The sequence below is a fragment of the Streptomyces sp. NRRL S-340 genome, from assembly GCF_000720185.1.
GTDB lineage: Bacteria > Actinomycetota > Actinomycetes > Streptomycetales > Streptomycetaceae > Streptomyces.
Window position 1 is genome coordinate 245360 of the sequence record NZ_JOIY01000014.1, and the last position, 20402, is coordinate 265761.

Sequence of the window (20402 nt, forward strand, 5' to 3'; positions counted from 1 at the left end):
AATGCTCGACAGCGGCAAATTTTTGCCGCTTGACACTACTTCAAGTCAGCTCCACCCTTGGGTCTGCCGACGATGACATGGCGCGCCCAAAGGGGGCTCTCCCTGCAGCGCAGGGCTTCCCTTGAAGGGCTGATTCCCGAAGCAGAAGGAAACGCCATGTTAAATCCACGTATCGATTTCCACAGTGGAATGAGGGCATGGAAAACCAGTTGTCGATGAGACCCGACGACCGCCGGACGATCCCCCGCACCACGCTGGAGGCACTGCCCGACTACGACGCCCTGGCCTCTCTCCTCGACACGCTGCGCCACCGTACGGTGCGCGAGTTCCGGCTCGCGCTGCCGCGGCGCCCCTACGACCCACGGGTGCGCGAGCGGCTCACGTCGCTGAGCGCCGAACTGGTCCGCCGCGGGGCGCGGATCCGCGCCCTGCACCTCGCGGACGTCGGCTGCGATCCCGTCTACGCCGGCGACATCCGGCGGATCGCCGCCACGGGGGCGGCCGTCCGGGCGCTGCCCCGGCTCCCGGTGTGGATGGCCGTCGCCGACCGGGACCTCGCTGTCGTGCCGTCGGACCCGGGCCCGGCGGGCTCGCCGGCCACACTGCTGCGCGGCCGGGTACTGGTCGGGGCCTACCAGGCGCTCTTCGACCAGGTGTGGGCGCGCTCGGCCCTGTCGCCCGCCGCGGCGGACGCCCCCGGGCACGGTGTCCCGGCCGGCCGGGACCGGGAGGTGCTGGCACTGCTGTCCGAGGGGCTGACCGACGAGGGCATCTCCCGGCGCACCGGCCTGTCGGTCCGCACCGTGCGCCGGACCATCGCGGCCGTCATGGTCCGGATGGGCGCACAGAGCCGCTTCCAGGCGGGGGTGGAAGCGGCCCGGCGCCAGTGGATCTGACCCGCCGTCGGGCGAGGCACCGGAACGAGCCGGGCCGGCCGGTGAGCGGTGACCGGTGACCGGGCGGGGGGCGGGAGGGCGTGCCCCCGGCCCGCCCTCCCGCCCCGCCCGACATGTCCGGCGTGGACGTGGCCTTCGCCCCTGACCGGGACGTGTCCTTCAGTTCTGACCGGGACGTGTCCTCCAGTCCCGGCCGGCGTGGCGACGCGCGTACCCGCTCACAACCCCGTCCGCGCCAGGTCCTCTTCCGCGTACCGCTCGCCGCTCGGCGGCGTGAGCGCGTCGAGCCGGGCGAGCTGGTCCGCGCTCAGGACGACGGCGTCGGCCGCCGCGTTCTCCTTGACGCGGGCCACGCGCTTGGTGCCGGGGATCGGGACCACGTCGTCGCCCTGCGCCAGCAGCCAGGCCAGCGCGACCTGGGCGGGCGTGGCGCCGGCGTCCGCGGCGACGGCCTCCACCTCGTCGACGATGGCCAGGTTGCGCTCGAAGTTGCCGTCGGCGAACCGCGGCGTGCTCAACCGGAAGTCGTCCGCGGCCAGTTCCGCCGTGGAACGGATCGCCCCGGTCAGGAAGCCGCGGCCGAGCGGCGAGTAGGCGACCAGCCCGATGCCGAGTTCCCGCAGCACCGGCAGCAGCGGCTCGGCGGGCCGGCGCGACCACAGCGAGTACTCGGTCTGCACCGCGGCCACCGGGTGCACGGCGTGCGCGCGCCGCACGGTGTCCTCACCGGCCTCCGAGAGCCCGGCGTACCGGACCTTCCCCTCCCGTACCAGCTCGGCCAGCGCGCCCATCGTCTCCTCGATCGGCGTCCCCGGGTCGACGCGGTGCTGGTAGCAGAGGTCGATGCGGTCCGTACCCAGCCGCCGGAGCGAGCCCTCGACCGCCTTGCGCACATTGGCCGGTGAGCTGTCGAGGACATTGGGACCGGCGCCGTCGTGCGCGACCAGCCCGAACTTGGTGGCGATGACCACCTCGTCACGCCGCCCGGCGACGGCACGGCCGACCAGTTCCTCGTTGACGAACGGACCGTAGATCTCGGCGGTGTCGATGAAGTCGACCCCCAGATCCAGGGCCTGCCGCACGGTGCGGACGGCCTCCTGCTCGTCGCTGCCCGCGCCCGTGTAGTAGTCGGACATCGTCATGGCCCCCAGGCCGATGCGCGAGACATCGAGCCCTCCGAGCGAAACACGCTGCACCGGACGGCGCTCCCTTCCTGATCGGTCGATCCACCGTACGAAGACGTACGGCCGAGCGTACCGAAGCACATGCACATGGACGGCGGGTTGCCGCCGGACCACAAGTCTCGCGGAACACCGCGCACATACCACCGGCATGGCAGCAACAGGCCATGCCCCTTATGGCGGTCGGGCCCCCGTGTTTGACTCCTGTCGGTCCGCCGGTGCGGGCCGCGGAAAAAGACGGAGACCAATGCCGAACATGATGCTCGGGCCCATAAGGGTCGACGGCTCATACGCGGGAGAACAACTCACCCGGCAGATGGGCATAGAGATAATCCGATGCGAACCGGGACTCGTCGTGGGCACCATGCCGGTTTCCGGAAATCGCCAACCACTCGGAATTCTGCACGGCGGGGCGAATGCGGTGTTCGCGGAGACACTGGGTTCCGTCGCCGCATTCCTGCACGCCGGCCCCGGCGGGAACGCGGTCGGCGTCGACCTCTCCTGCACGCACCACCGGTGGGTCTCCTCGGGGACCGTCACCGGGGTGTGCCGGCCCCTCGACGAGCGGCAGACCACGGCCTCGTACGAGATCGTCCTCACCGACGACCTCGGCCACCGCACCTGCACGGCACGTCTCACCTGCGCGGTCCGGCGCGGCGCCCGCCGGCCGGGACTCCGCCCGGCGGCCGACCCGCCGCACCGGCTCGCCCCTTCCCGACGAACGGAGCACCGATGACCCCGACTCCGACCCCCATCGCGCCGGCCGCGACTTCGGCACCGACCGTGCCGACGTCCGTAGACGACCACCTCGGTCCCGCCGAGCGGCGCTTCTTCGGCCGCGGCTTCCGCCGGGTCGGCTACGACATCGGCGAGGTCGCCCTCGCCGTCGCGGACGGCACGGTCCAGGCGCGCTCCTCGGTGGGCGTGCGCTACCCGTCCGACTGGTCGAAGAAGGCGGCCGGCACCGACCTGCGCCCCCACTTCAGCACCGTCGACGGCCTCGTCGTCGCCGCCCAGCTGGCCGAGGCCTGCCTGCGCGGCCCCGGCACCGACCTGCGCGGCGCCTGGCTGCGCAGGGTGCGGATGGCGGCCGGCAGCAGCCCGCAGGAGGACCTGGCCGGGCTGCCGGCCCGGGCGACGCTGCGCGGCACCGACCCGGTCGCGGGCGATCCCGCGCGCGTGGTGTCGGTGGTGGACTGCGCGATCGGCACCATGCGGGTGCGCTGCGAGATCGAGCACGCGCCGGTCGCGGCCGCGCCCCGCCCGGGCACCCACGCGGGCCTGGACGAGCTGCTCGGACCGGCCGCGGACCGCTACTTCGGCACCGGGTTCACCACCCGGCGCCAGTTGATCCACGACGTGCGGGTGGACCACCGGGCGCTGCGGGCCGAGGCCGCGCTGAGCGTCGTCCACGAGGACGGCGCACCGGTCCCGGCCGCCGGGCTCGAAGGCGCGTACCAGCCGTCGGTGTCGATGATCGACGCCTTCGTCACCGCCCTCCAGCTCGCCCAGATCATGCTGTACGACCTGGACGGCATGCGCCGGCAGGACAGCAACACCCTGTGGATGCGGCAGACCGTGCTCACCGCCTCCCGCCCGGACCGCCCCGGCCTCCGGGTCCCGGTGACCACCCGCCTGGACGACGCCGGCCTGCTGGAGAAGGCGGACGGCACCTGGCGCACCCTGACCGTGGCGGGTGAACTCGCCGGTCTCCAGGTGCGCTCGGCGGTCGCCCACCGGCTTCCCGAGGGGCGTGCGGCGGCATGACCCGAGCAGCAGTGATCGCCGGTGTCGGCGGACACGTACCGCCCAGGATCGTGACCAACGACGACCTCGCCCGGCACCTGGACACCTCCGACCAGTGGATCCGGACCCGCACCGGCATCGCCACGCGCCATGTCGTCGACCCGGGCACCAGCACGGGCGACCTGGCCGTCGAAGCGGGCCGGCGCGCCCTGGAGAACGCCGGTGCGGACGGCGCCGACCTGGTGATCGTCGCCACCACCACACCCGACCGCCCCTGCCCGGCCACCGCGCCGGCCGTCGCCGACCGCCTGGGCCTGACCGGGGTGCCGGCCTTCGACGTGGCCGCCGTGTGCTCCGGGTTCCTCTACGCGCTCCAGGCCGGTGCCGCCGCCGTGACCGCCGGTTTCGCCGGGCGGGTCCTGGTGATCGGCGCGGAGTCCTTCAGCACCATCCTGGACCCCGAGGACCGCACCACCTCCGTCATCTTCGGGGACGGGGCCGGCGCGGTACTGCTGCGGGCCGGGACCCGCGAGGAGCCCGGTGCCGTGCTGGACGTGGACCTGGGCAGCGACGGCTCACTGGCCGACCTGATCACCGTCCGGGGCGGAGGCGCCGAGGAGCGTTCCCGGGGCGGCACGCCCCGGCCCGAGGACCGGTACTTCCGCATGGACGGCAAGTCCGTCTTCTTCGCCGCGGTGCGCCGCATGGCCCAGTCCTCGCGCACCGTGCTGGAGCGCACCGGCTGGCAGGTCGAGCAGGTGGACCGGCTGGTGGCCCACCAGGCCAACACGCGCATCATCCACGCCGTGGCCGAGCAGCTCGGGCTGCCGCCGGAGCGCGCGGTGACGAACATCGAGCACGTCGGCAACACGTCGGCCGCCTCCGTCCCGCTCGCCCTCGCCGACGGCCTGGCCGACGGCACCCTGCGCGCCGGACACCGGGTCCTGCTGACCGCCTTCGGCGGCGGCGCCACCTGGGGCTCGGCCACGCTGACCTGGCCGGATCTGCCGGCCGGCTGATCCGGGCGCGGCCCACCGCCCACCGGCACACCCACCGGCGAACCCGCTTTCCCCGCTCCGGCAGGCAGCCCCCTGCACACCCTCCGTCAGACCCACCGGCACACCCTCCTGAACGCCCACACTTCACCCGCATCCCGCCCACACACCGCGAAAGGTGAATCATGACCGGCTCCGTGACCACGATGATCATCGACATCCTCACCGGCAAGTTCGACATCCCGGCCGAAGAGGTCTCCCCGGACACGGTCTTCGACGACCTGGCCGTGGACTCGCTGGCGCTGCTGGAGATGTCCCTGATCCTGGAGAAGCGGCTCGGCGTCTCCATATCGGAGGGCGTGCTCACCTCCGGGCAGAGCGTCGACGAGGCCGCCCGCGTGGTCGAGGCCCTCGGCGCTCCCGCCGCCGTCGGCCCGACCGCCGTCTGAACCCGTGCGCGTGGTCCTGCTCCGGCACGGAGAGACCGACCTCAACGCGGCCGGCCGGTTCCAGGCGCAGACCGACGCCCCGCTCAACGACGAGGGGGTACGGCAGGCGCGGCGGGCCGCGCGGTCGCTGCCGCCGGGCGGCTGGGCGGCGGTGTACTCCTCGCCGCTGTCCCGGGCGGCGCAGACCGCCGCGTACGCCGCCGGCCGGCTCGACGTACCCCACCACCGCGTCGACGGCCTGCGCGAACGCCACCTCGGCGCACTCGACGGCCTGGACCGTGCCGAGTTCGCGCGGCGCCGCCCGGCCACGATGCGGCGGCTGCTGACCGACCCGGGGTACACGCCGCCGGGCGGCGAGAGCGGACACGCCGCCCTGGCCCGCTTCGGCGCCGCGCTGGCCGGCATCCTCACCGCGCACCGCGGGGCCGGACGGCTGCTGGTGGTGGCCCACGGCGGCGTCCTGAACCTGCTGACCCGGGCCCTGCTCGCGGACCGGGCCGAAGCCCCCCGCGCCCTGGTCGGCACCTGCCACGCGCTCTGCCTGGACGCGGAGTGGACCCCGGCCGGCCGGCCCCGCCTCGTCCTGCGCCACTGGAACGCCGCCCCCGAGGAGTGCGCCGGCCCCGGCCGCTCCCGCGAACCCCTGACCCCCGTCGCCCTCGACGACCTCACCGCCCAGGAAGTGACCCCCGCATGAGCATCGAGATCACCGTCCTCTTCGACGTCGTACCGGACCGGACGGAGCAGGCCGCGGACGCCTTCGCGCGGCTGTGCGCCGAGACCCGCGAGGAGGAGGGCGCGCTGCGGTTCGACGCCTTCCGGTCCGCCGAGCACGACCACGTGATCGTGCTGGTCGAGGAGTGGGCCGACCAGGCCGCCATCGACCTGCACATGAAGCAGGAGTACGTCGCCGCCTTCCTCGCGGCCACCGACGGCGCCTTCGTCCGCCCGCCGTCCGTCCACCGGCTCCGCCCGCTCGGCGCCTGACCGGGGGTGGCTGACATGCAGCGGCCGCGCGTCCTCGTCGTGGGGGCAGGCCCGGTCGGGATGGTGCTCGCCAGTGAGCTGCTGGCGCACGGGATCGGCGCCGACGTCATCTCCAAGCTCCGCAGGCAGAGCCCGCACTCCCGCGCCACGATCCTGTGGCCCCGGGTCCTGGAACTCCTGGACCGCGTCGGAGTGGGCCGGAAACTGGTCGACAACGGTCACTACTTCGACCAGATGAACTACTATTCCGAGAAGAAGATGATCGGCCTGGTCCGGTTCGACCGGCTGCGGGGCGTCGGCTATCCGTTCGCCATCACCATCCCGCAGTGGCGCACCGAGGCGATCCTCGAAGAGCACCTGACCGCACTGGGCGGAACCATCGCCTACGACACCACCTTCCTCGACGGCACCCAGGACGCGCACGGCGTCACCTGCCGGCTGCGCCTGCCCGACGGCCGTACCGAGACCCGCGGCTACGACTGGGTCGTCGGCGTCGACGGCTACGGCAGCACCGTCCGCGACGCCTTCGGCTTCCGGTTCGCGGGCCGCACCCTGCGCACCCGGCTCGCCATCACCGACGCGGAGATCCTGGGCGAGACCACCAGCAGCGAGGCCGCGTACTACCTGACCCGGTCCGGCAACATGGTGCTGGCGCCGCTGGGCGACGGGGTGTTCCGGGTCGGCGCCAGCGTCCCCGACGACTACACGGGCGACACACCCGACCGCGCCTTCTTCGAACGGCTGCTGGCCGAGCGGGTGCCCGGCGCGCGCCGGCTCGGCGACATGCGGTTCAGCGGCGTGTTCACCGCACACGTCCGCTCGGCGAGCAGCTACCGGCGCGGCCGGGTCTTCCTCGCCGGGGACTCCGCGCACGCCATGAGCCCGTCCGGGGCGCAGGGCCTGAACACCGGCATCCAGGACGCCGTCAACCTGGGCTGGAAGCTGGCCGGCGTGGTGCGCGGCGACTACCGTCCCGACCTGCTGGACAGCTACGACACCGAGCGCCGCCCCGCGGTCGACGAGGTGGCCGGCCTGTCCACCCGGCTCGCCCGCATCGGCCTGTACTCGACCCGGCGCCGCATCCTGGCCCGCGACGCCCTGTACCGCCTCGGCACCGCGACCGGCGCCCTGGAGAGGGTCCTGGCGCCCCGGCTCGCCCAGCTCGACACCCACTACGGTCCCCGGCCCCGGCGCGGCGCCCTGGTGCCGGGGGAGCGGCTGCCGCTGGGCTGGCGCGCCACGAGCACCGAACCCGTCCTCGCCGTGGACCGCTTCACGGTCCTGCTGTGGCCCGGGCTCCAGTACCGCCACGAGCAGTGGACGCGCACGGTGGACGCCCTGCGCGCCGGGGTGGACGGCGTCCTCCTCACCGACCTGGGCGGCCGCCCGCCCGGCCTGCTCCTGGGCAAGCTCGGCCGCGCCGCCCAGGCCCTGGTGGTACGCCCCGACGGCCACCTCGACACCGTCGTTGTCCTGGGCGAGGACCCCGTCTCCGACGCGCGCACGCTGACCCGGGCGCTGGCCCGCCACACGCGTACCACCGCCACCGCACCCCTGACCGCCGTACCGGCATGAACCCGGCGGCCCCCGACGGGCCGCCTGCCACGACCACCTGAGTCCGGCGGCCCCGACGGGCCGCCGCGACCACCTGAGCAACCGTCCCCGACCATCCGCACCATCCTCCGAGGAGATCACCATGGCCCCCCGCGTCACCCTCACCGAAGTCGCCGACATGACCCCCGAACAGCGCGCGGTGTACGAGAAGTTCCAGTCCAACCTGACCCGGGCGCTGCTGCTGACCAAGGACTCGGCCGCCGCGCACCTCGCGCTCGGCGCCACCTTCACCGTCGGCCTGCTCGGCCTGCTGGACCGCGAGGTGATCGTGCTGCGCGTGGCGAAGCTGCGCGACAGCGAGTTCGAGCGGCTGCTGCACTACCCGCTCGCGAAGAAGGCGGGCCTGGACGACGCCGAGATCCAGGCGATCGAGGAGGGCCGCTACGACGAGATGCCGGCCTCCCGCGCGGCGCTCGTCCGCTACGTCACCGACTGCATGGTCGACCACAGGGCGAGCGAGGAGGCGTTCCGCGCCCTGCGGGAGCACTACTCGCAGAACGAGATCGCCGAGGTCACCCACCTGGCCGGCCACAGCGCCATGACCGCGATGTACCTGGCCAGCCTGGACATCCCGCTGGACGAGGGCATCGCCTCCTGGGGACGCCTGACCGAGGTGCGCGAGCAGGTCACGAACTGACCGCCCGGCACGGAACGACCCGAGAGGAACGACGTTGCAGTACGTGCGGCTGGGCTCGTCCGGCCTGAAGGTGTCCCGGCTGGCGCTGGGCTGCATGAGCTACGGCGAACCCGGGCTCGGCACCCACCCGTGGTCGCTGCCCGAGGCCGAGAGCCTGCCCTTCGTCGCCCAGGCCCTCGACCTCGGCATCAACTTCTTCGACACCGCCAACATCTACTCCCTGGGCACCAGCGAGGAGTTCCTGGGCCGGGCGGTGCGCAGACTGACCCGGCGCGAGGACGTCGTCATCGCCACCAAGGTGTACGAGAAGCTCACCGACAGCCCGCTGTCCGGCGGCCTGTCCCGCTCGGCGATCATGCGCGAGGTGGACGCGAGCCTGCGCCGGCTGGGCACCGACTACATCGACCTGTACATCGTGCACCGCTGGGACCCCGAGACACCCGTCGAGGAGACGATGGAGGCCCTGCACGACGTGGTGCGCGCGGGCAAGGTCCGCTACCTCGGCGCCTCCTCGATGCACACCTGGCAGTTCGTCAGGGCGCAGTACGTGGCCGAACTGCACGGCTGGACGCGGTTCGTGAGCATGCAGAACCACTACAACCTGCTCAACCGCGAGGAAGAACGGGAGATGCTGCCGTACTGCCGGGCCGAGGGCGTCGGCGTCACCCCGTGGAGCCCGCTGGCCCGGGGGCGGCTCGCCCGGGACTGGGACACCGCATCGGCCCGCACCGCCGGCGACCCGGTCCAGGAGCGGTTCTACGGGCCCACGGAGCAGGCCGACCGCGCGGTCGCACGCGTGGTCGCGGACATCGCCGCCGAACGGGGCGTGCCGATGGCCCAGGTGGCCCTGGCCTGGCTGCTGAGCCGGCCGGCGGTCACCGCCCCCGTCGTCGGCGCGACCGCCCCGCATCACCTGCGGGACGCGGTCGCGGCGCTCGACCTGGTGCTCGACGGCACCGAGACGCAGCGGCTCGAGGCGCCCTATGTGCCGCACGCCGTCGTCGAATACGTCTGACCGAACCGCAGGTGGGAGAAGACCGTGGGAATAGCCGACTACGCGCTGGCCATGCCCGGTGGAAAACGAAGCGTCGACGAGGTCGCCCGGGCCTCCGGGGTGGACCCCGGGAAACTGGAACGGGTCCTGCCGTCGGGGAAGTTCTCCGTGCTGGCCGAGGGCGAGACCTCCTGGGGCCTGGGCCGCGCGGCCGCGGCCCGGCTCCTGGAGCGCAATCCGGTGCGGCCCGAGGAGATCGGCCTCGTCCTGTACGCGGGCTCCAGCGAGTGGGGCACCCCCTTCTGGTCGCCCGCGGCGAAGATCGCGCAGGAGCTGGGGATCACCGACGCGCACTGCTACGAGGTCTCCAACTTCTGCAACGCGGGCATGGTGGCCGTCAAACTCGCCGACGACCAGGTGCGGGCGGGCACCCACGAGTACGCCCTGGTCGTCGTCGCGGACCGGCTCAGTGAGCTGGTCGAGTACGGCACCGGCTACGTCGAGCTGTTCAACTTCGCCGACGGAGCCGCCGCCGTCCTGCTGACCGCGGACCCCGCGCACACCGCGTACGACGTGCTCGGCGCCGCCCACCACACCGACCCGCGCTGGGTGGACGCGTACTACGGGCAGCTCAAGGACGGTGAGGTCAAGGTCGAGCGGGGCGACAAGCTCGACGGGCTCGGCGAGGCGTTCCTCGACAACTTCACCACCCTGACGCACCGGGTCCTGAAGGACATCGGGCGCCAGGTCGCCGACGTGGCGTACTTCCTGGTCACCCATGGCAACCAGGAGACCCACCGCGACTACCTGGCCGCACTCGGCGTGGACGCCTCGCGGAGCGTGTTCCAGTACGGCCTCGACGGCCACCTCGGCGGCGCGGACCCGCTGGCCGCTCTTGAGGAGCTGGAACGCGACGGCCGGATCGGGTCCGGTGACCTGGTGATCGTGGCGACGGCGGGCTCGGGCTTCACCTGGGGCGTGACGGCCCTGCGGCGGACGTAGCCGGCCCGTTGCACGGGAGGGGGCGGTGCCCCGGGCCTTCCACGGCCGGGGCACCGCCCCCTGTCACATCTCGCACATCCGCCGGCTCACCGCGCCGGCTGACGTCCGCGGGCCCGGCGCCCGCCGGCTCGCCCGCGGGTCAGCGGTGGTGCACCCGGTCCAGGTCCACGGTGAGCAGCCGCAGGGCCGCCTCGTGCGGGGAGTCGGGCTCCGCGTGGTAGAACTTCAGGATGTTGCCGTCCTGGAGATCGGCGGACTGGTACATCAACTCCAGCTCACCCACCACCGGATGGTCGAAGAGCTTGGTGCCCTCGATGCAGTTGGCCACCCGCTGACGGCACCACAGCGCGGCGAACTCCTCGCTCTGTATCGTCAGTTCGCCGATCAGCTCGGCGAGCTGCGGGTCGTGCCGGTGGTTCCCGGAGATGTAGCGCAGATACGTCACGTTCGACTCGGACTCCGTGGCCCAGTCCGTGTACAGCGCGCGGACGTCCTCGTCGAGGAAGTTCATCTTGATGATGTTGGGGCGCTGCCCCGGACGGTCGGGCGCGTCGAAACCCAGGTGCGGCGCGAACAGTTTGTGGAACAGCGGGTTCCAGGTGAGGATGTCGCAGCGGTAGTTCAGCACCGCCGCCGCCACGGTGCCGAGCGACTCCACCAGCATCCGCGTGGACGGGCTGACCTGGTCGCCGCTGGGCGCCGGCGCCTGCGGGTCCTGCACCGGCGTACCGATCTTGAGCAGGTAGTCCCGCTCGTCGGGACCCAGGTCCAGCGCGCGGGCGATGGACAGCAGGACCTGCGGGGAGGCGTGCGCGGTCTGCGACTGTTCGAGCCGGGTGTAGTAGGTCTGGCTGACACCGGCGAGCGCAGCCACTTCCTCACGCCGCAGGCCCGGGACGCGCCGGGCGCCGCCGCTGCGCAGCCCCCGCTGCTCGGGCCGGACGCGCTCGCGCATCTGCCGCAGATAGCTGCCGAGGTCCGTGTTCACGATGTCTTCCACCCTTCCGATTATGAAGTCCCACGCCGCGAACGCAACGGCGTCCCGGCCGGGGCGCGGGCCCCGCCGGAGCGGTCCGCAGGGCGCCACGATCCGCCGTGGCGCCCTGCGGACGGTGCGTCAGCCGCGCGCGGCCGACTTGCGCCGCAGCACCGCCCACAGCAGCAGGCCGACGGCGATCTGGCACGCCGCGTCGACGCCGACGGCCACGTGGATGCCGGACAGCTGCTCGGCGGCGGTCACCGTGCCCTGGCCGATGGTGGCCGCGAACACCGCGCTGACCAGCGGGATGCCGATGGCGATGCCGACCTGCTGGGACTGGGTGGCCATACCGGTCGCCATGCCCTGCATGTCGGAGTCGACGGAGGAGGTGGCGATGACCATGAAGGACAGGGCCGCCGTCATGGAGAAGAACGCGTTGACGAACTGGGTGGCGATCAGCGGGATCAGCCAGCGCGAGTCCGCACTCGCCCACAGCGCCGGCAGCATGAACGCGCCCTGGAGGGCCAGGGACACGCCGAGCATCGTGCGCGGCGGGACCCGCTGGAGAAGACGGGGGCCGACGGTGCCCGCGATGATCTGGCCCACACCGATGCCGAGCAGGACCAGACCGGCCACCAGGGACGACAGACCCAGCACGTTCTGCACGTACAGACCGGTGAAGAAGATCAACGCGGTCTCGCCGCCGAAGATGAACAGGGCCGCCAGGTTGCCGAAGGCGATGTCGGGCCGCTTCAGGACCCGCACCGGGACCAGGGCGTCGGCCGTGCGGCTCTCGACGGCCCAGAAGGCGCCCAGCAGGACGGCGGCGGCGATCAGGGCGGCACCGGCCGCCGCGTCGAGCCCGTTCTCACCGACGCGGGTGACGCCGTAGATCCCGGCGAACAGGCCGAGGGTGATCAGCACGGCGCCGGGCAGGTCGATCCGGCTGCGCTGCTCGGCGCGGCTCTCGTCCACGACGAGGGGCACGACGAGGATCGCGGCGAGGGCCACGGGGATGTTGATGAAGAACGCCCAGCGCCAGGAGAACACGTCCGTGAGGACACCGCCGAGGATCGCGCCGACGCTGAAACCGGAACTCATCATCACGCTGTTCAGGCCGAGCGCCCGCGTGCGCAGGGCGGGCTCGGTGAAGGCGGTGGTGAGCAGGGCGAGCGCGGCGGGCGTGACGGCGGCGGTCGACAGACCCTGCAGGGTACGGGCGGCCAGCAGCATCGCGGGCGAGTCGGCCAGGCCGCCGATCAGGGAGGACACGGTCAGCACGAGCATGCCGACGGTGAAGATGCGCCGGCGTCCCACGAAGTCGCCCACCCGGCCGAAGACCAGGGTGCAGCCCGCGGCGCACAAGGCGAAGGTCGTGGTGATCCACTGCAGGGAGCCGGTGGAGAAGCCCAGCGCCGTGCCCACCTCGGGCAGCGCCACGTTCAGAACGGAGAAGTCGGCGGCCATCATGAACTGCGACGCCAGGAGCACCACGAGGGCGGCCACTTGACGGCCCGTCATACGGACGGGCGCGGAGCCGGAGCGCTCCGGTGCGACGGTCGGCGAGGTTTCAGCGGTTGTCATGCCTCCAGCCTCGAACGCGCGGCCCGGACCAGCCAGATCCCCCTCGACGGCACTCCTGCGGAGACTGTCACTGCCAGTGCCACCCTCGCGGGGACCGGACGCCGCCCCCCCGGCCGTGAACGGCCCGTTCCCGGGGACGACGAGCCGGGCCGGGATCCCCTCGCGGCAGCCGGTGCCCTCGTCGCCACCCTTGACCCGGCGGACCCGGCGGACCCGGCGGACCCGGGGCCCGGCGGCCGGCGCCACGGCAGCGGACCCGACGGCGTCCACCGGGAGCGTACGGCAAGGAGAAGAACATGATCGGGAAGTGATGTCCGTCGCAGTCGGCCGGATCCGGAAATCCTGATCACGCGCATTCCGTTGCCCATGCACATGGACATCTTCACGCCCGTCTCCCTGGGAGACCTCGAACTCGCCAACCGGGTGGTCATGGCCCCCCTGACCCGGATGCGGTCCGGCGCCGGCGGCGTCCCCGGAGACCTGGTGGTGGAGCACTACCGGCAGCGGGCGAGCCTCGGCCTGATCATCACCGAGGGCACGTACCCGAACCACGAGGGACAGGCCTTCGTCGGCCAGCCCGGCATCGTCACCGACGAGCAGGTGGCCGGCTGGCGGCGGGTGGCCGAGGCGGTGCACGCCCGCGGCGGCCGCATCGTGATGCAGGTCATGCACGGCGGCCGGGTCACCCACCCCGACGTCAACGGCGGCCGCCGGGTCGTCGCCCCCAGCGCCGTCGCGATCGACGGCGAAGGGCACACGGAGAAGGGCAGGCAGCCCTACCCGGTGCCGCACGCGCTGACCGCCGAGGAGGCGCGGGCGGCCCTCGACGACTTCGTCACCGCCTCGCGCCGGGCGGTCCAGGAGGCGGGTCTGGACGGCGTGGAGATCCACGGCGCCAACGGCTACCTCCTCCACGAGTTCCTCTCCCCGGCGGCCAACCGGCGCACCGACGAGTACGGCGGCTCACCGCAGAACCGGGCCCGCTTCGTCGCCGAGGTGGTGACGGCGGTGGCCGGGGCCGTCGGTCCCGGACGGGTCGGGCTGCGCATCTCGCCGGAGCACAACATCCAGGACGCCGTCGAGACCGACCGGGACGACGTACTGGCCACTTACGGGCACCTGATGGACCGGCTGCGTCCGCTGGGCCTGGCGTACCTCTCCGTCCTGCACCGCGAGCCCGCCGGCGACCTGGTCCAGGAACTGCGCCGCCGCTTCGGCGGCAAGCTGATCGCCAACAGCGGTTTCTCCTCGCCCACCACGCGCGAGGAGGCGGTGGCGCTGATCGAGGCGGCGCACGCCGACGCCGTGGCCGTGGGCCGCGCGGTCATCGCCAACCCCGACCTGGTGGAGCGCTGGCAGGGCGGCCACGCCGAGAACGCACCGCGTCCGGAGCTGTTCTACTCCCCGGGCGCCGAGGGCTACACCGACTACCCCTTCCTCCAGGCGGTCTGAGCGGGCCGGTGGCGCGGCGGGCCCCGGGTGCCCGCCGCGCCCCTCATCCGTCCTGATCCGCACGGAGAACCTCAGAGGCCGAACAGTTTCTCGGCGTTCAGGTGGGTCATCTTCTCCCTGTCCTCGTGGCTGACGGGCAGCTCCTCGATGAAGGCGCGCGTGCCGTCCAGCGCCAGGTACGGGTAGTCGACGGACCAGATGATCCGGTCGGCCCCCACCACCTTGTGCACGAACTCGAAGTGCGGCAGCCCCCAGATCCCGCTGGGGGTGACCCAGACATGACTGCGGTAGATCTCGGTGACGGTGCCCGGCAGACCGGTCGTCCTCGGCGGCAGCGCGTCGTCGAGGCGCTGCAGGAAGAACGGGACCATCTCCCCCCAGTGGCCGCTGATGACCTGGAGGCCGGGGTGCCGCTCGAAGGCTCCGGAGAGGATCAGCCGCAGGACGTGCACGCCGGCCTCGTTGTGCCAGCCCCACGCACCGAGCGAGAGCCAGCTGCTCACGGCGGGGGAGAAGCCGCCGTAGTAGGCCTCCTGCACCTGCGGCAGCGGGTGGTACGGGTGGACGTAGAGGGGCACCCGCAGGTCGCTGAGCTTCCGGAGCACGGGCGCGTACCGCGGGTCGTCCAGGAACGCCTCCCCCGGGCGGCCCACGATGAGCGCCCCCTTCAGGCCCAGTTCGCCGACGGCCCGGTCCAGTTCGGCTGCCGCCGCCCGCGGGTCCTGCCACGGCAGGACCGCGAATCCGCTCAGCCGGTCCGGATACGCCCTGACGGCGCCGGCGAGCCGGTCGTTGGCGGCCCGTGTCAGGGCCACGGCCCGGTCGGGCGGGGTGAGTTGCGCCGGCGTGGCGAAGGAGACCACCTGCATCTGGATGCCGTGCTCGTCCATGGCCTTGATCCGGCCCTCGCCGAGGTCCGCGGCCAGCTCGTCGGCCTCCCGCATCGAGACGACCGTCGGGCGGCCGCTGCCCCGCGGCCAGGGAGCCTCCGCGGCCTGCTGAGTCCCCATGTAAGGCGCTTCCCGCAGCAGGGCGGGCGCGGCGGCCTTCGCCATCTCCCGGTCGACCGTGTGTTCTTCGACGCAGATGATTTTCATGCCTTCATGGTCCGCTCGGCCGGCGCCGACCGTCCAAGACCTTCCACGGCCGCTGTCATACCCTGAGAGCATCACCGCAGGGCGGGAGTACGGCTTGTGGACCTGGACCTGCGCAAAGTGCGCTACTTCGTCGCCGTCGCCGAGCACGAGAGCTTCGTCCGCGCGGCCGAGGCACTGCACATCGCGCAACCGGTCCTGTCCCGCCAGATCAGATCGCTGGAAGCCGACCTGAAGGTCACCCTGTTCGACCGGGGCACCAGGGGGACGCGGCTCACCGAGGCCGGTGAGGCGATGCTGGAGGAGGCTCTCGGTCTGCTCGCGGCGGCGCGGGCCGCCCGCCGCCGCGTCCGCGACGTGGCCGCGGGCCTTCGCAGGTTCACGGTGGGGTTCACGCCCGGCGTGTCCATCGCCCCCGCCGTCCGGGAGTTCTCCGCGCGCCACCCCGAGGTCCTGGTGGAGGTGGTCCGCATGGATTACCCGCACCGGGCCGACTTCGTCAGGGACGGCAAGGTCGACGTCGGATACCTGCGGCTGCCCGTCGGCACGCACGGCCTGTCCACCGAGCCGTTGTTCACCGAACCGCTGGTGGTCGAGCTGCCGGCCGGTCACCGCCTCGCGCAGCGCGAGAGGGTGCACATCGCCGAGCTGGCGGCCGAACGCCTGCTGATCGACGACGTGCCCGGCCGACGCGACGATTCCCCGGCGTCCACGGGGTTCGCAGCGCCCCCGGCGTCCCCGGCATCCCGGGGGCTCACGGCGTCTGCCGCGTCGCCGGAGGAGCACGCGGGGCCGCCGGTCCCCGGCGCGCGGAACATCGAGGAACTGCTGGAGCATGTCGCCGCGGGACGCGGTGTCGTGGTGGTCCCGCTCTCGACCGCCCTGTACTTCGCCCGCCCCGACATCACCCACGTCCTCGTCGACGGCCTGGCCCCGTCCCACGTGTGCCTGGCGTGGAGGAGTTCGCGGCGCGGCGCGCTCGTCACGGAATACGCCGGCATCGCCCGTCGGACGGCCGGCCGGGCGTGAGGCACACCCGCGGCGCGAGCGACCTGCTCAGCCGCAGCGCTTGGCCATGACCACCACACTCGGTCCGCTGTGCTCGTCCGGGGGGAGCCGGAGTTCGGCGACCGGACTCAGGCCGGCCCGCTCGATCAGCTCCACGTACTGCTCCGGCCGCCACTTGTGCGTCGTCCAGCGCACGGGGACACCGCCGTAGGCCTCGGTGCGCACGAGGTCCTCCTCGCCGACGTGGGTGCCGGTGATGAAGTGGCCGCCCGGCTTCAACGCGCGGGCGAACATGCCGAGAACCTGCGGCAGGACGTCACGGGGGAGGTTGAACAGCGACCACCACCCGAGCACGCCGCCCAGGGACGCTTCCGGGAGGTCGAGGTCGGTGGCGGAGGAGACGCTGAAGCGGCACTGCGGATGGAGACGGCGCGCGTTCTCGATCATGCGGGGAGAAAGGTCCACCCCGGACACGTCGAGTCCGCGTTCGGTGAGGTAGGCGGTCACCGTGCCGGGGCCGCAGCCGACGTCGAGGACGGGGCCCAGGCCGCCCACGGTGTCGGCGAAGACGTCGATCGACGCCTTGAGCCACGGTTGGCGGCGGATGTCCCCCATTCCCGTCGTCTGCACCATGTGGGCGTAGTTGTCGGCCACGCGGTCGTAGGACTCACGGACCGTGTCGAGATCGGCCGGGCGGTCGATGGGGTGCGTGCGCATCAGCCAACGATAGGGCAGCGCGGAGGACTTGGGGTCCGAAGCGCGGCGGACGAGGTCCGTCGGCTCCGGTCGGTCATGGTTGGTCATGGTTCGTCATGGTCCGGCTGTACCGGTGCGGGCGCCGGTGCGGTGCCGGTGCGGGCGGCGCCGGGCCGCGCCTCGGTGACATCCGCGAGGCCGCGGAATGCCGGGGCCCCGGCGGAAGTTGATCGCAGCATGACCCAAGGACCCGCGCCTCGGCCCCTGTCCGACGAAGCCCTCTCCGACCTGCTGACAAGGCAGCGGTTCGGGACCCTCGCCACGGTCAGGCGAAGCGGCCACCCGCACCTGACCACCATGCTCTACAGCTGGGACCCCGGGGCCCGCGTCGTCCGGCTGTCCACCACGGCCGACCGCACCAAGGTCGGGCACCTCCGGCGCGACCCGCGCGCGGCACTGCACGTGCAGGGCGGCGACGTCTGGTCGTTCGCCGTCGCCGAGGGCACGGCGGAGACGTCCGAGATCACGACGGTCCCCGGGGACGCGGTCGGGCGGGAACTGCTCGCGATGATCCCGGCGGCCGCGAAGCCCGAGGACGAGGACGCGTTCTTGGAGCAACAGGTCGCCGAGCGCAGGATCGTCATCCGGCTGGCGGTCGAACGGCTCTACGGGACGGCCCTGGACATCGACGGCTAGTCCCTGCCGGCACCTTCCCGTCGTGCGCCCGCAGGGCGGCCCTCGCGGCGTCGGGTGCGTGCTCTCGCCGCACCGGGCCCGGACCCTCGTACCCGGACGTGCTCGGGTCCGGGCCCGGTGCGGCGAGAGTGCGTGCATGGCGTCGCGGGGCGGACGGGAATGTGACGACAGGGCTTAGAAGGCCCGCGGGCCCCGGCGGGGCACGACGTGTCCGGCGCCCCGACCGCGGGCCCCGGCGGGGCATGACGTGGCCTGCGTCCGCGATCAGGAGTCCGCCCGGACCTCCCGGCTCTGACCCCCGGTACCGGTGGGACGCGGGGAGACGCCGCGCCACCGCTGTGCGGTGACCGTCGCGCCCTCGTCCCCGGGCGCCGGCCGGCGCCCCTCCAGCGGCGCGGTCCCCGAACCGCGGCCGGCCTGCGATCCTGCGACCCGCTCATGACCGAGCGGGGCCGGGCAGGGGCGGGGGCCTACCTGTGCGCGGGCGACGACTGCTGCGGGAGGCGGCGGACGAAGTCCAGCAGCAGAGCGCAGAACGCCGCGGGCCGTTCCAGCGGCGCGAGATGCCCGGCGCCGGGGATGACGGCGGTCCGATCCGCACCGAGGTCGCGGACCAGGCCCTCGCCGCCCTCGTGGAAGTCGGGCATGTCGTGCTCGCCGACGCCGACCAGAGCCGGCACGCCCCTGAGCGTGCGCAGCGCCGCCGGGCCCGTGCCGAGGGGATCCGCGGCCTGGGGCGGTTCGCCGTGGGTGAGCTGGGCGGTCAGCCGGCGGCGGAGCATACGGGCGGCGTGGCCGCGTACCTCCTCGGTCGCCCCGGCCGAGGTCCACGCCTCGACGCCGGCCTTCACCGCGGCGTCCAGGTCGCCGGCGGCCAGCGCCGTCCGTTCGGCCTCCCAGGCGGCGTCCAGTCGCGGGGAGGCGGGCTGGTCGTGGGGCCGGTACCCGACCAGGACCAGGCCTTCCACCCGCTCGGGTGCCGTGACGGCGGTCTGGAGCGCCACCAGGGCGCCCAGTGAGTTCCCGGCGAGCACGAAGCGGTCGGCCCCGAGGTGGCCGAGCGTGTCGAGCACGTCCGACCAGGGGGCCACCTCGCGGCGGTCGGGCACGGTCGCGTCGCCGTGGCCGGGCAGGTCAAGGGCGATGGCCCGCACGCCCGCCCCGGCGAGCAGCGGGAGGTGGGCGTCCCACATGGTGCGGTCGGTGGGCCGGGCGTGCAGCAGGACGACGGGCCGTCCCCGGCCTGCCTCGGTGGAGGGAAGCAGCATGGTTCGAGGTGCCTTCTTCGGTGAGTGAGTGAGAGGGGTGAGGGAGCCGGCCGGCGGGGAGGGCGGCGGCCGGCCCCGCGGGGGAGCGGGTCACCCGGCGCCGGCGGGTCCGACGGGCGCGGCGCCACCGGGGACGGCCGGGCGCCGTGGACGGTCGTGCTCCGGTGACCGGGCGTCCCCTTCCTGCGCGGGGGTGTCCTGGACGGTGGGAGCCGAGCCCTGCTCGGCCGGCCGGCGGAGCAGGACCAGGGCGTCGGCACTGGGGCTGCCGGGTTCCGCGCTGTAGACGGACAGGTGCTGGCCCGGGGCGCTGGTGACGGCCAGCGCCTCGAAGTGCAGCCGCAGTTCACCCACGCGGGGGTGGCGGAAGTGCTTGTCCTCCTGCGTGCGGGGCCGGACCTCGTACCGTGCCCACAGGCCGGTGAAGGCGGGGCTGCGCACGCTCAGCTCGCCGACGATCCGCTCGATCCGTTCGTCGTCGGGGAACTGCGAGGAGGACGCCCGCAGGTTGCCCACCGCGGTGAGCGCCGCCTTGTCCCAGTCGACGTAGAACTCCCGCGCGAACGGATCGAGGAAGATCATGCGCAGCAGGTTGTCGTACCGGGCGAACCCGCGGTACAGCTCGCGCGCCATCGCGTTGGCCGCCAGTACGTCCTGCGCCGCGCCGACCACGAAGGCCGGCACGTCGCGCAGGCCGTCCATCAGCCGCACCAGCTCCGGGGCGACGGCCGGCGCCGCGGCCGCCGTGGCGAAGACGGGCAGGCCGAGCCGGAACAGGTGCCCGGCCGCGGCGCCGTCCAGCCGCAGTGCCGCGGCGATGGCCCGGAGCACCTGCTCGGACGGGTTGCGCTCACGGCCCTGCTCCAGGCGGATGTAGTAGTCCGTGCTCACCCCGGCCAGCAGCGCCACCTCGTCCCGCCGCAGCCCCGGCACCCGCCGGTCCCCGCCGTCGAACAGCCCGGCGTCCCGCGGCGTGATCATCGCGCGGCGAGCCCGGAGGTAGTCACCGAGCTGGTTGTCGCTTTCCATGTCCGCCACGTTAGATCCACCCCGGGGGCCGGGGCGTGGGTGCGGTGCACCCACCCGGGCCCGCGGCCGTCCCGCGACCCCGCGCTGCCGGTACC

At 73.3% G+C, this 20402-nt stretch carries 21 protein-coding genes; 14 read left to right on the top strand and 7 right to left on the bottom strand.

Going from position 1 to position 20402, the window contains the following annotated elements; translation table 11 throughout:
- Positions 1–197: 197 nt before the first annotated feature.
- Positions 198–896 carry a helix-turn-helix transcriptional regulator gene (locus IG64_RS37610; RefSeq protein ID WP_107474248.1) on the top strand — a complete coding sequence of 233 codons (699 nt, stop codon included), beginning with the start codon at positions 198–200 and terminating at the stop codon, positions 894–896.
- 218 nt (positions 897–1114) lie between these two features.
- Here IG64_RS37610 and IG64_RS13865 read toward each other — a convergent pair whose 3' ends face one another.
- The gene (locus tag IG64_RS13865; protein ID WP_037855487.1) at positions 1115–2092 is read right to left on the bottom strand and encodes an aldo/keto reductase; all 978 of its coding nucleotides are present in this window, start codon (positions 2090–2092) and stop codon (positions 1115–1117) included.
- A gap of 349 nt (positions 2093–2441) precedes the next feature.
- Between IG64_RS13865 and IG64_RS13870 the strand changes: the two genes are divergently transcribed.
- From IG64_RS13870 to IG64_RS13915, 10 genes are all read left to right on the top strand, one after another.
- On the top strand, positions 2442–2813 hold the full coding sequence (locus tag IG64_RS13870) for a hotdog fold thioesterase (protein WP_420709923.1): 372 nt from the start codon (positions 2442–2444) through the stop codon (positions 2811–2813).
- A 47-nt stretch (positions 2814–2860) separates the two neighbouring features.
- Positions 2861–3844, top strand: coding sequence for an AvrD family protein (locus IG64_RS13875; protein ID WP_037855648.1), 984 nt, complete (start codon positions 2861–2863; stop codon positions 3842–3844).
- On the top strand, positions 3841–4842 hold the full coding sequence (locus tag IG64_RS13880) for a beta-ketoacyl-ACP synthase III (RefSeq protein ID WP_037855491.1): 1002 nt from the start codon (positions 3841–3843) through the stop codon (positions 4840–4842). Before IG64_RS13875 ends, IG64_RS13880 begins: the two co-directional genes overlap by 4 nt.
- Before the next feature lie 161 nt (positions 4843–5003).
- A complete protein-coding gene (locus IG64_RS13885; protein WP_051812857.1) occupies positions 5004–5267 on the top strand; it encodes an acyl carrier protein in 264 nt (87 codons plus the stop codon).
- A gap of 4 nt (positions 5268–5271) precedes the next feature.
- Positions 5272–5964, top strand: coding sequence for a histidine phosphatase family protein (locus tag IG64_RS13890; protein WP_078883978.1), 693 nt, complete (start codon positions 5272–5274; stop codon positions 5962–5964).
- Positions 5961–6254, top strand: coding sequence for a putative quinol monooxygenase (locus IG64_RS13895; RefSeq protein ID WP_037855494.1), 294 nt, complete (start codon positions 5961–5963; stop codon positions 6252–6254). Before IG64_RS13890 ends, IG64_RS13895 begins: the two co-directional genes overlap by 4 nt.
- A gap of 15 nt (positions 6255–6269) precedes the next feature.
- Entirely contained in the window at positions 6270–7829 is a 1560-nt protein-coding gene (locus tag IG64_RS13900; RefSeq protein WP_051812861.1) for an FAD-dependent monooxygenase, read from the top strand.
- 121 nt (positions 7830–7950) lie between these two features.
- Positions 7951–8505 carry a carboxymuconolactone decarboxylase family protein gene (locus tag IG64_RS13905; RefSeq protein WP_037855496.1) on the top strand — a complete coding sequence of 185 codons (555 nt, stop codon included), beginning with the start codon at positions 7951–7953 and terminating at the stop codon, positions 8503–8505.
- 34 nt (positions 8506–8539) lie between these two features.
- Positions 8540–9520 (top strand): aldo/keto reductase, encoded by a 981-nt coding sequence (locus tag IG64_RS13910; RefSeq protein WP_037855498.1) that lies wholly within the window; start codon positions 8540–8542, stop codon positions 9518–9520.
- A gap of 24 nt (positions 9521–9544) precedes the next feature.
- Positions 9545–10501, top strand: a complete 957-nt coding sequence (locus IG64_RS13915; protein WP_158771565.1) for a 3-oxoacyl-ACP synthase III family protein — start codon at positions 9545–9547, stop codon at positions 10499–10501.
- Between the two features lie 139 nt (positions 10502–10640).
- Here the strand turns inward: IG64_RS13915 and IG64_RS13920 are convergent, their stop codons facing one another.
- Positions 10641–11501 (bottom strand): helix-turn-helix transcriptional regulator, encoded by an 861-nt coding sequence (locus IG64_RS13920; RefSeq protein WP_051812863.1) that lies wholly within the window; start codon positions 11499–11501, stop codon positions 10641–10643.
- Between the two features lie 117 nt (positions 11502–11618).
- Positions 11619–13064, bottom strand: coding sequence for an MFS transporter (locus IG64_RS13925; protein WP_037855500.1), 1446 nt, complete (start codon positions 13062–13064; stop codon positions 11619–11621).
- A gap of 366 nt (positions 13065–13430) precedes the next feature.
- Between IG64_RS13925 and IG64_RS13930 the strand changes: the two genes are divergently transcribed.
- Positions 13431–14516: an alkene reductase gene (locus tag IG64_RS13930; RefSeq protein ID WP_199811583.1), complete on the top strand. Its 1086-nt coding sequence runs from the start codon at positions 13431–13433 to the stop codon at positions 14514–14516.
- Positions 14517–14587: 71 nt separating this feature from the next.
- Here the strand turns inward: IG64_RS13930 and IG64_RS13935 are convergent, their stop codons facing one another.
- Positions 14588–15613 (bottom strand): amidohydrolase family protein, encoded by a 1026-nt coding sequence (locus IG64_RS13935; RefSeq protein WP_078883979.1) that lies wholly within the window; start codon positions 15611–15613, stop codon positions 14588–14590.
- Between the two features lie 96 nt (positions 15614–15709).
- On the opposite strand from IG64_RS13935, the gene IG64_RS13940 reads away from it, so the two are divergent.
- Complete coding sequence (locus IG64_RS13940; protein WP_037855501.1) at positions 15710–16639, top strand: LysR family transcriptional regulator; 930 nt, start codon at positions 15710–15712, stop codon at positions 16637–16639.
- Positions 16640–16666: 27 nt separating this feature from the next.
- Here IG64_RS13940 and IG64_RS13945 read toward each other — a convergent pair whose 3' ends face one another.
- Complete coding sequence (locus tag IG64_RS13945) at positions 16667–17335, bottom strand: class I SAM-dependent methyltransferase (protein WP_037855659.1); 669 nt, start codon at positions 17333–17335, stop codon at positions 16667–16669.
- A gap of 216 nt (positions 17336–17551) precedes the next feature.
- Here IG64_RS13945 and IG64_RS13950 point away from each other — a divergent pair, with 216 nt between their 5' ends.
- Positions 17552–18010 (top strand): TIGR03618 family F420-dependent PPOX class oxidoreductase, encoded by a 459-nt coding sequence (locus IG64_RS13950; protein WP_037855502.1) that lies wholly within the window; start codon positions 17552–17554, stop codon positions 18008–18010.
- A 470-nt stretch (positions 18011–18480) separates the two neighbouring features.
- Here the strand turns inward: IG64_RS13950 and IG64_RS13955 are convergent, their stop codons facing one another.
- A complete protein-coding gene (locus IG64_RS13955; RefSeq protein WP_037855504.1) occupies positions 18481–19278 on the bottom strand; it encodes an alpha/beta fold hydrolase in 798 nt (265 codons plus the stop codon).
- A gap of 90 nt (positions 19279–19368) precedes the next feature.
- Entirely contained in the window at positions 19369–20307 is a 939-nt protein-coding gene (locus IG64_RS13960; protein WP_078883989.1) for a helix-turn-helix domain-containing protein, read from the bottom strand.
- Between the last annotated feature and the right edge of the window lie 95 nt (positions 20308–20402).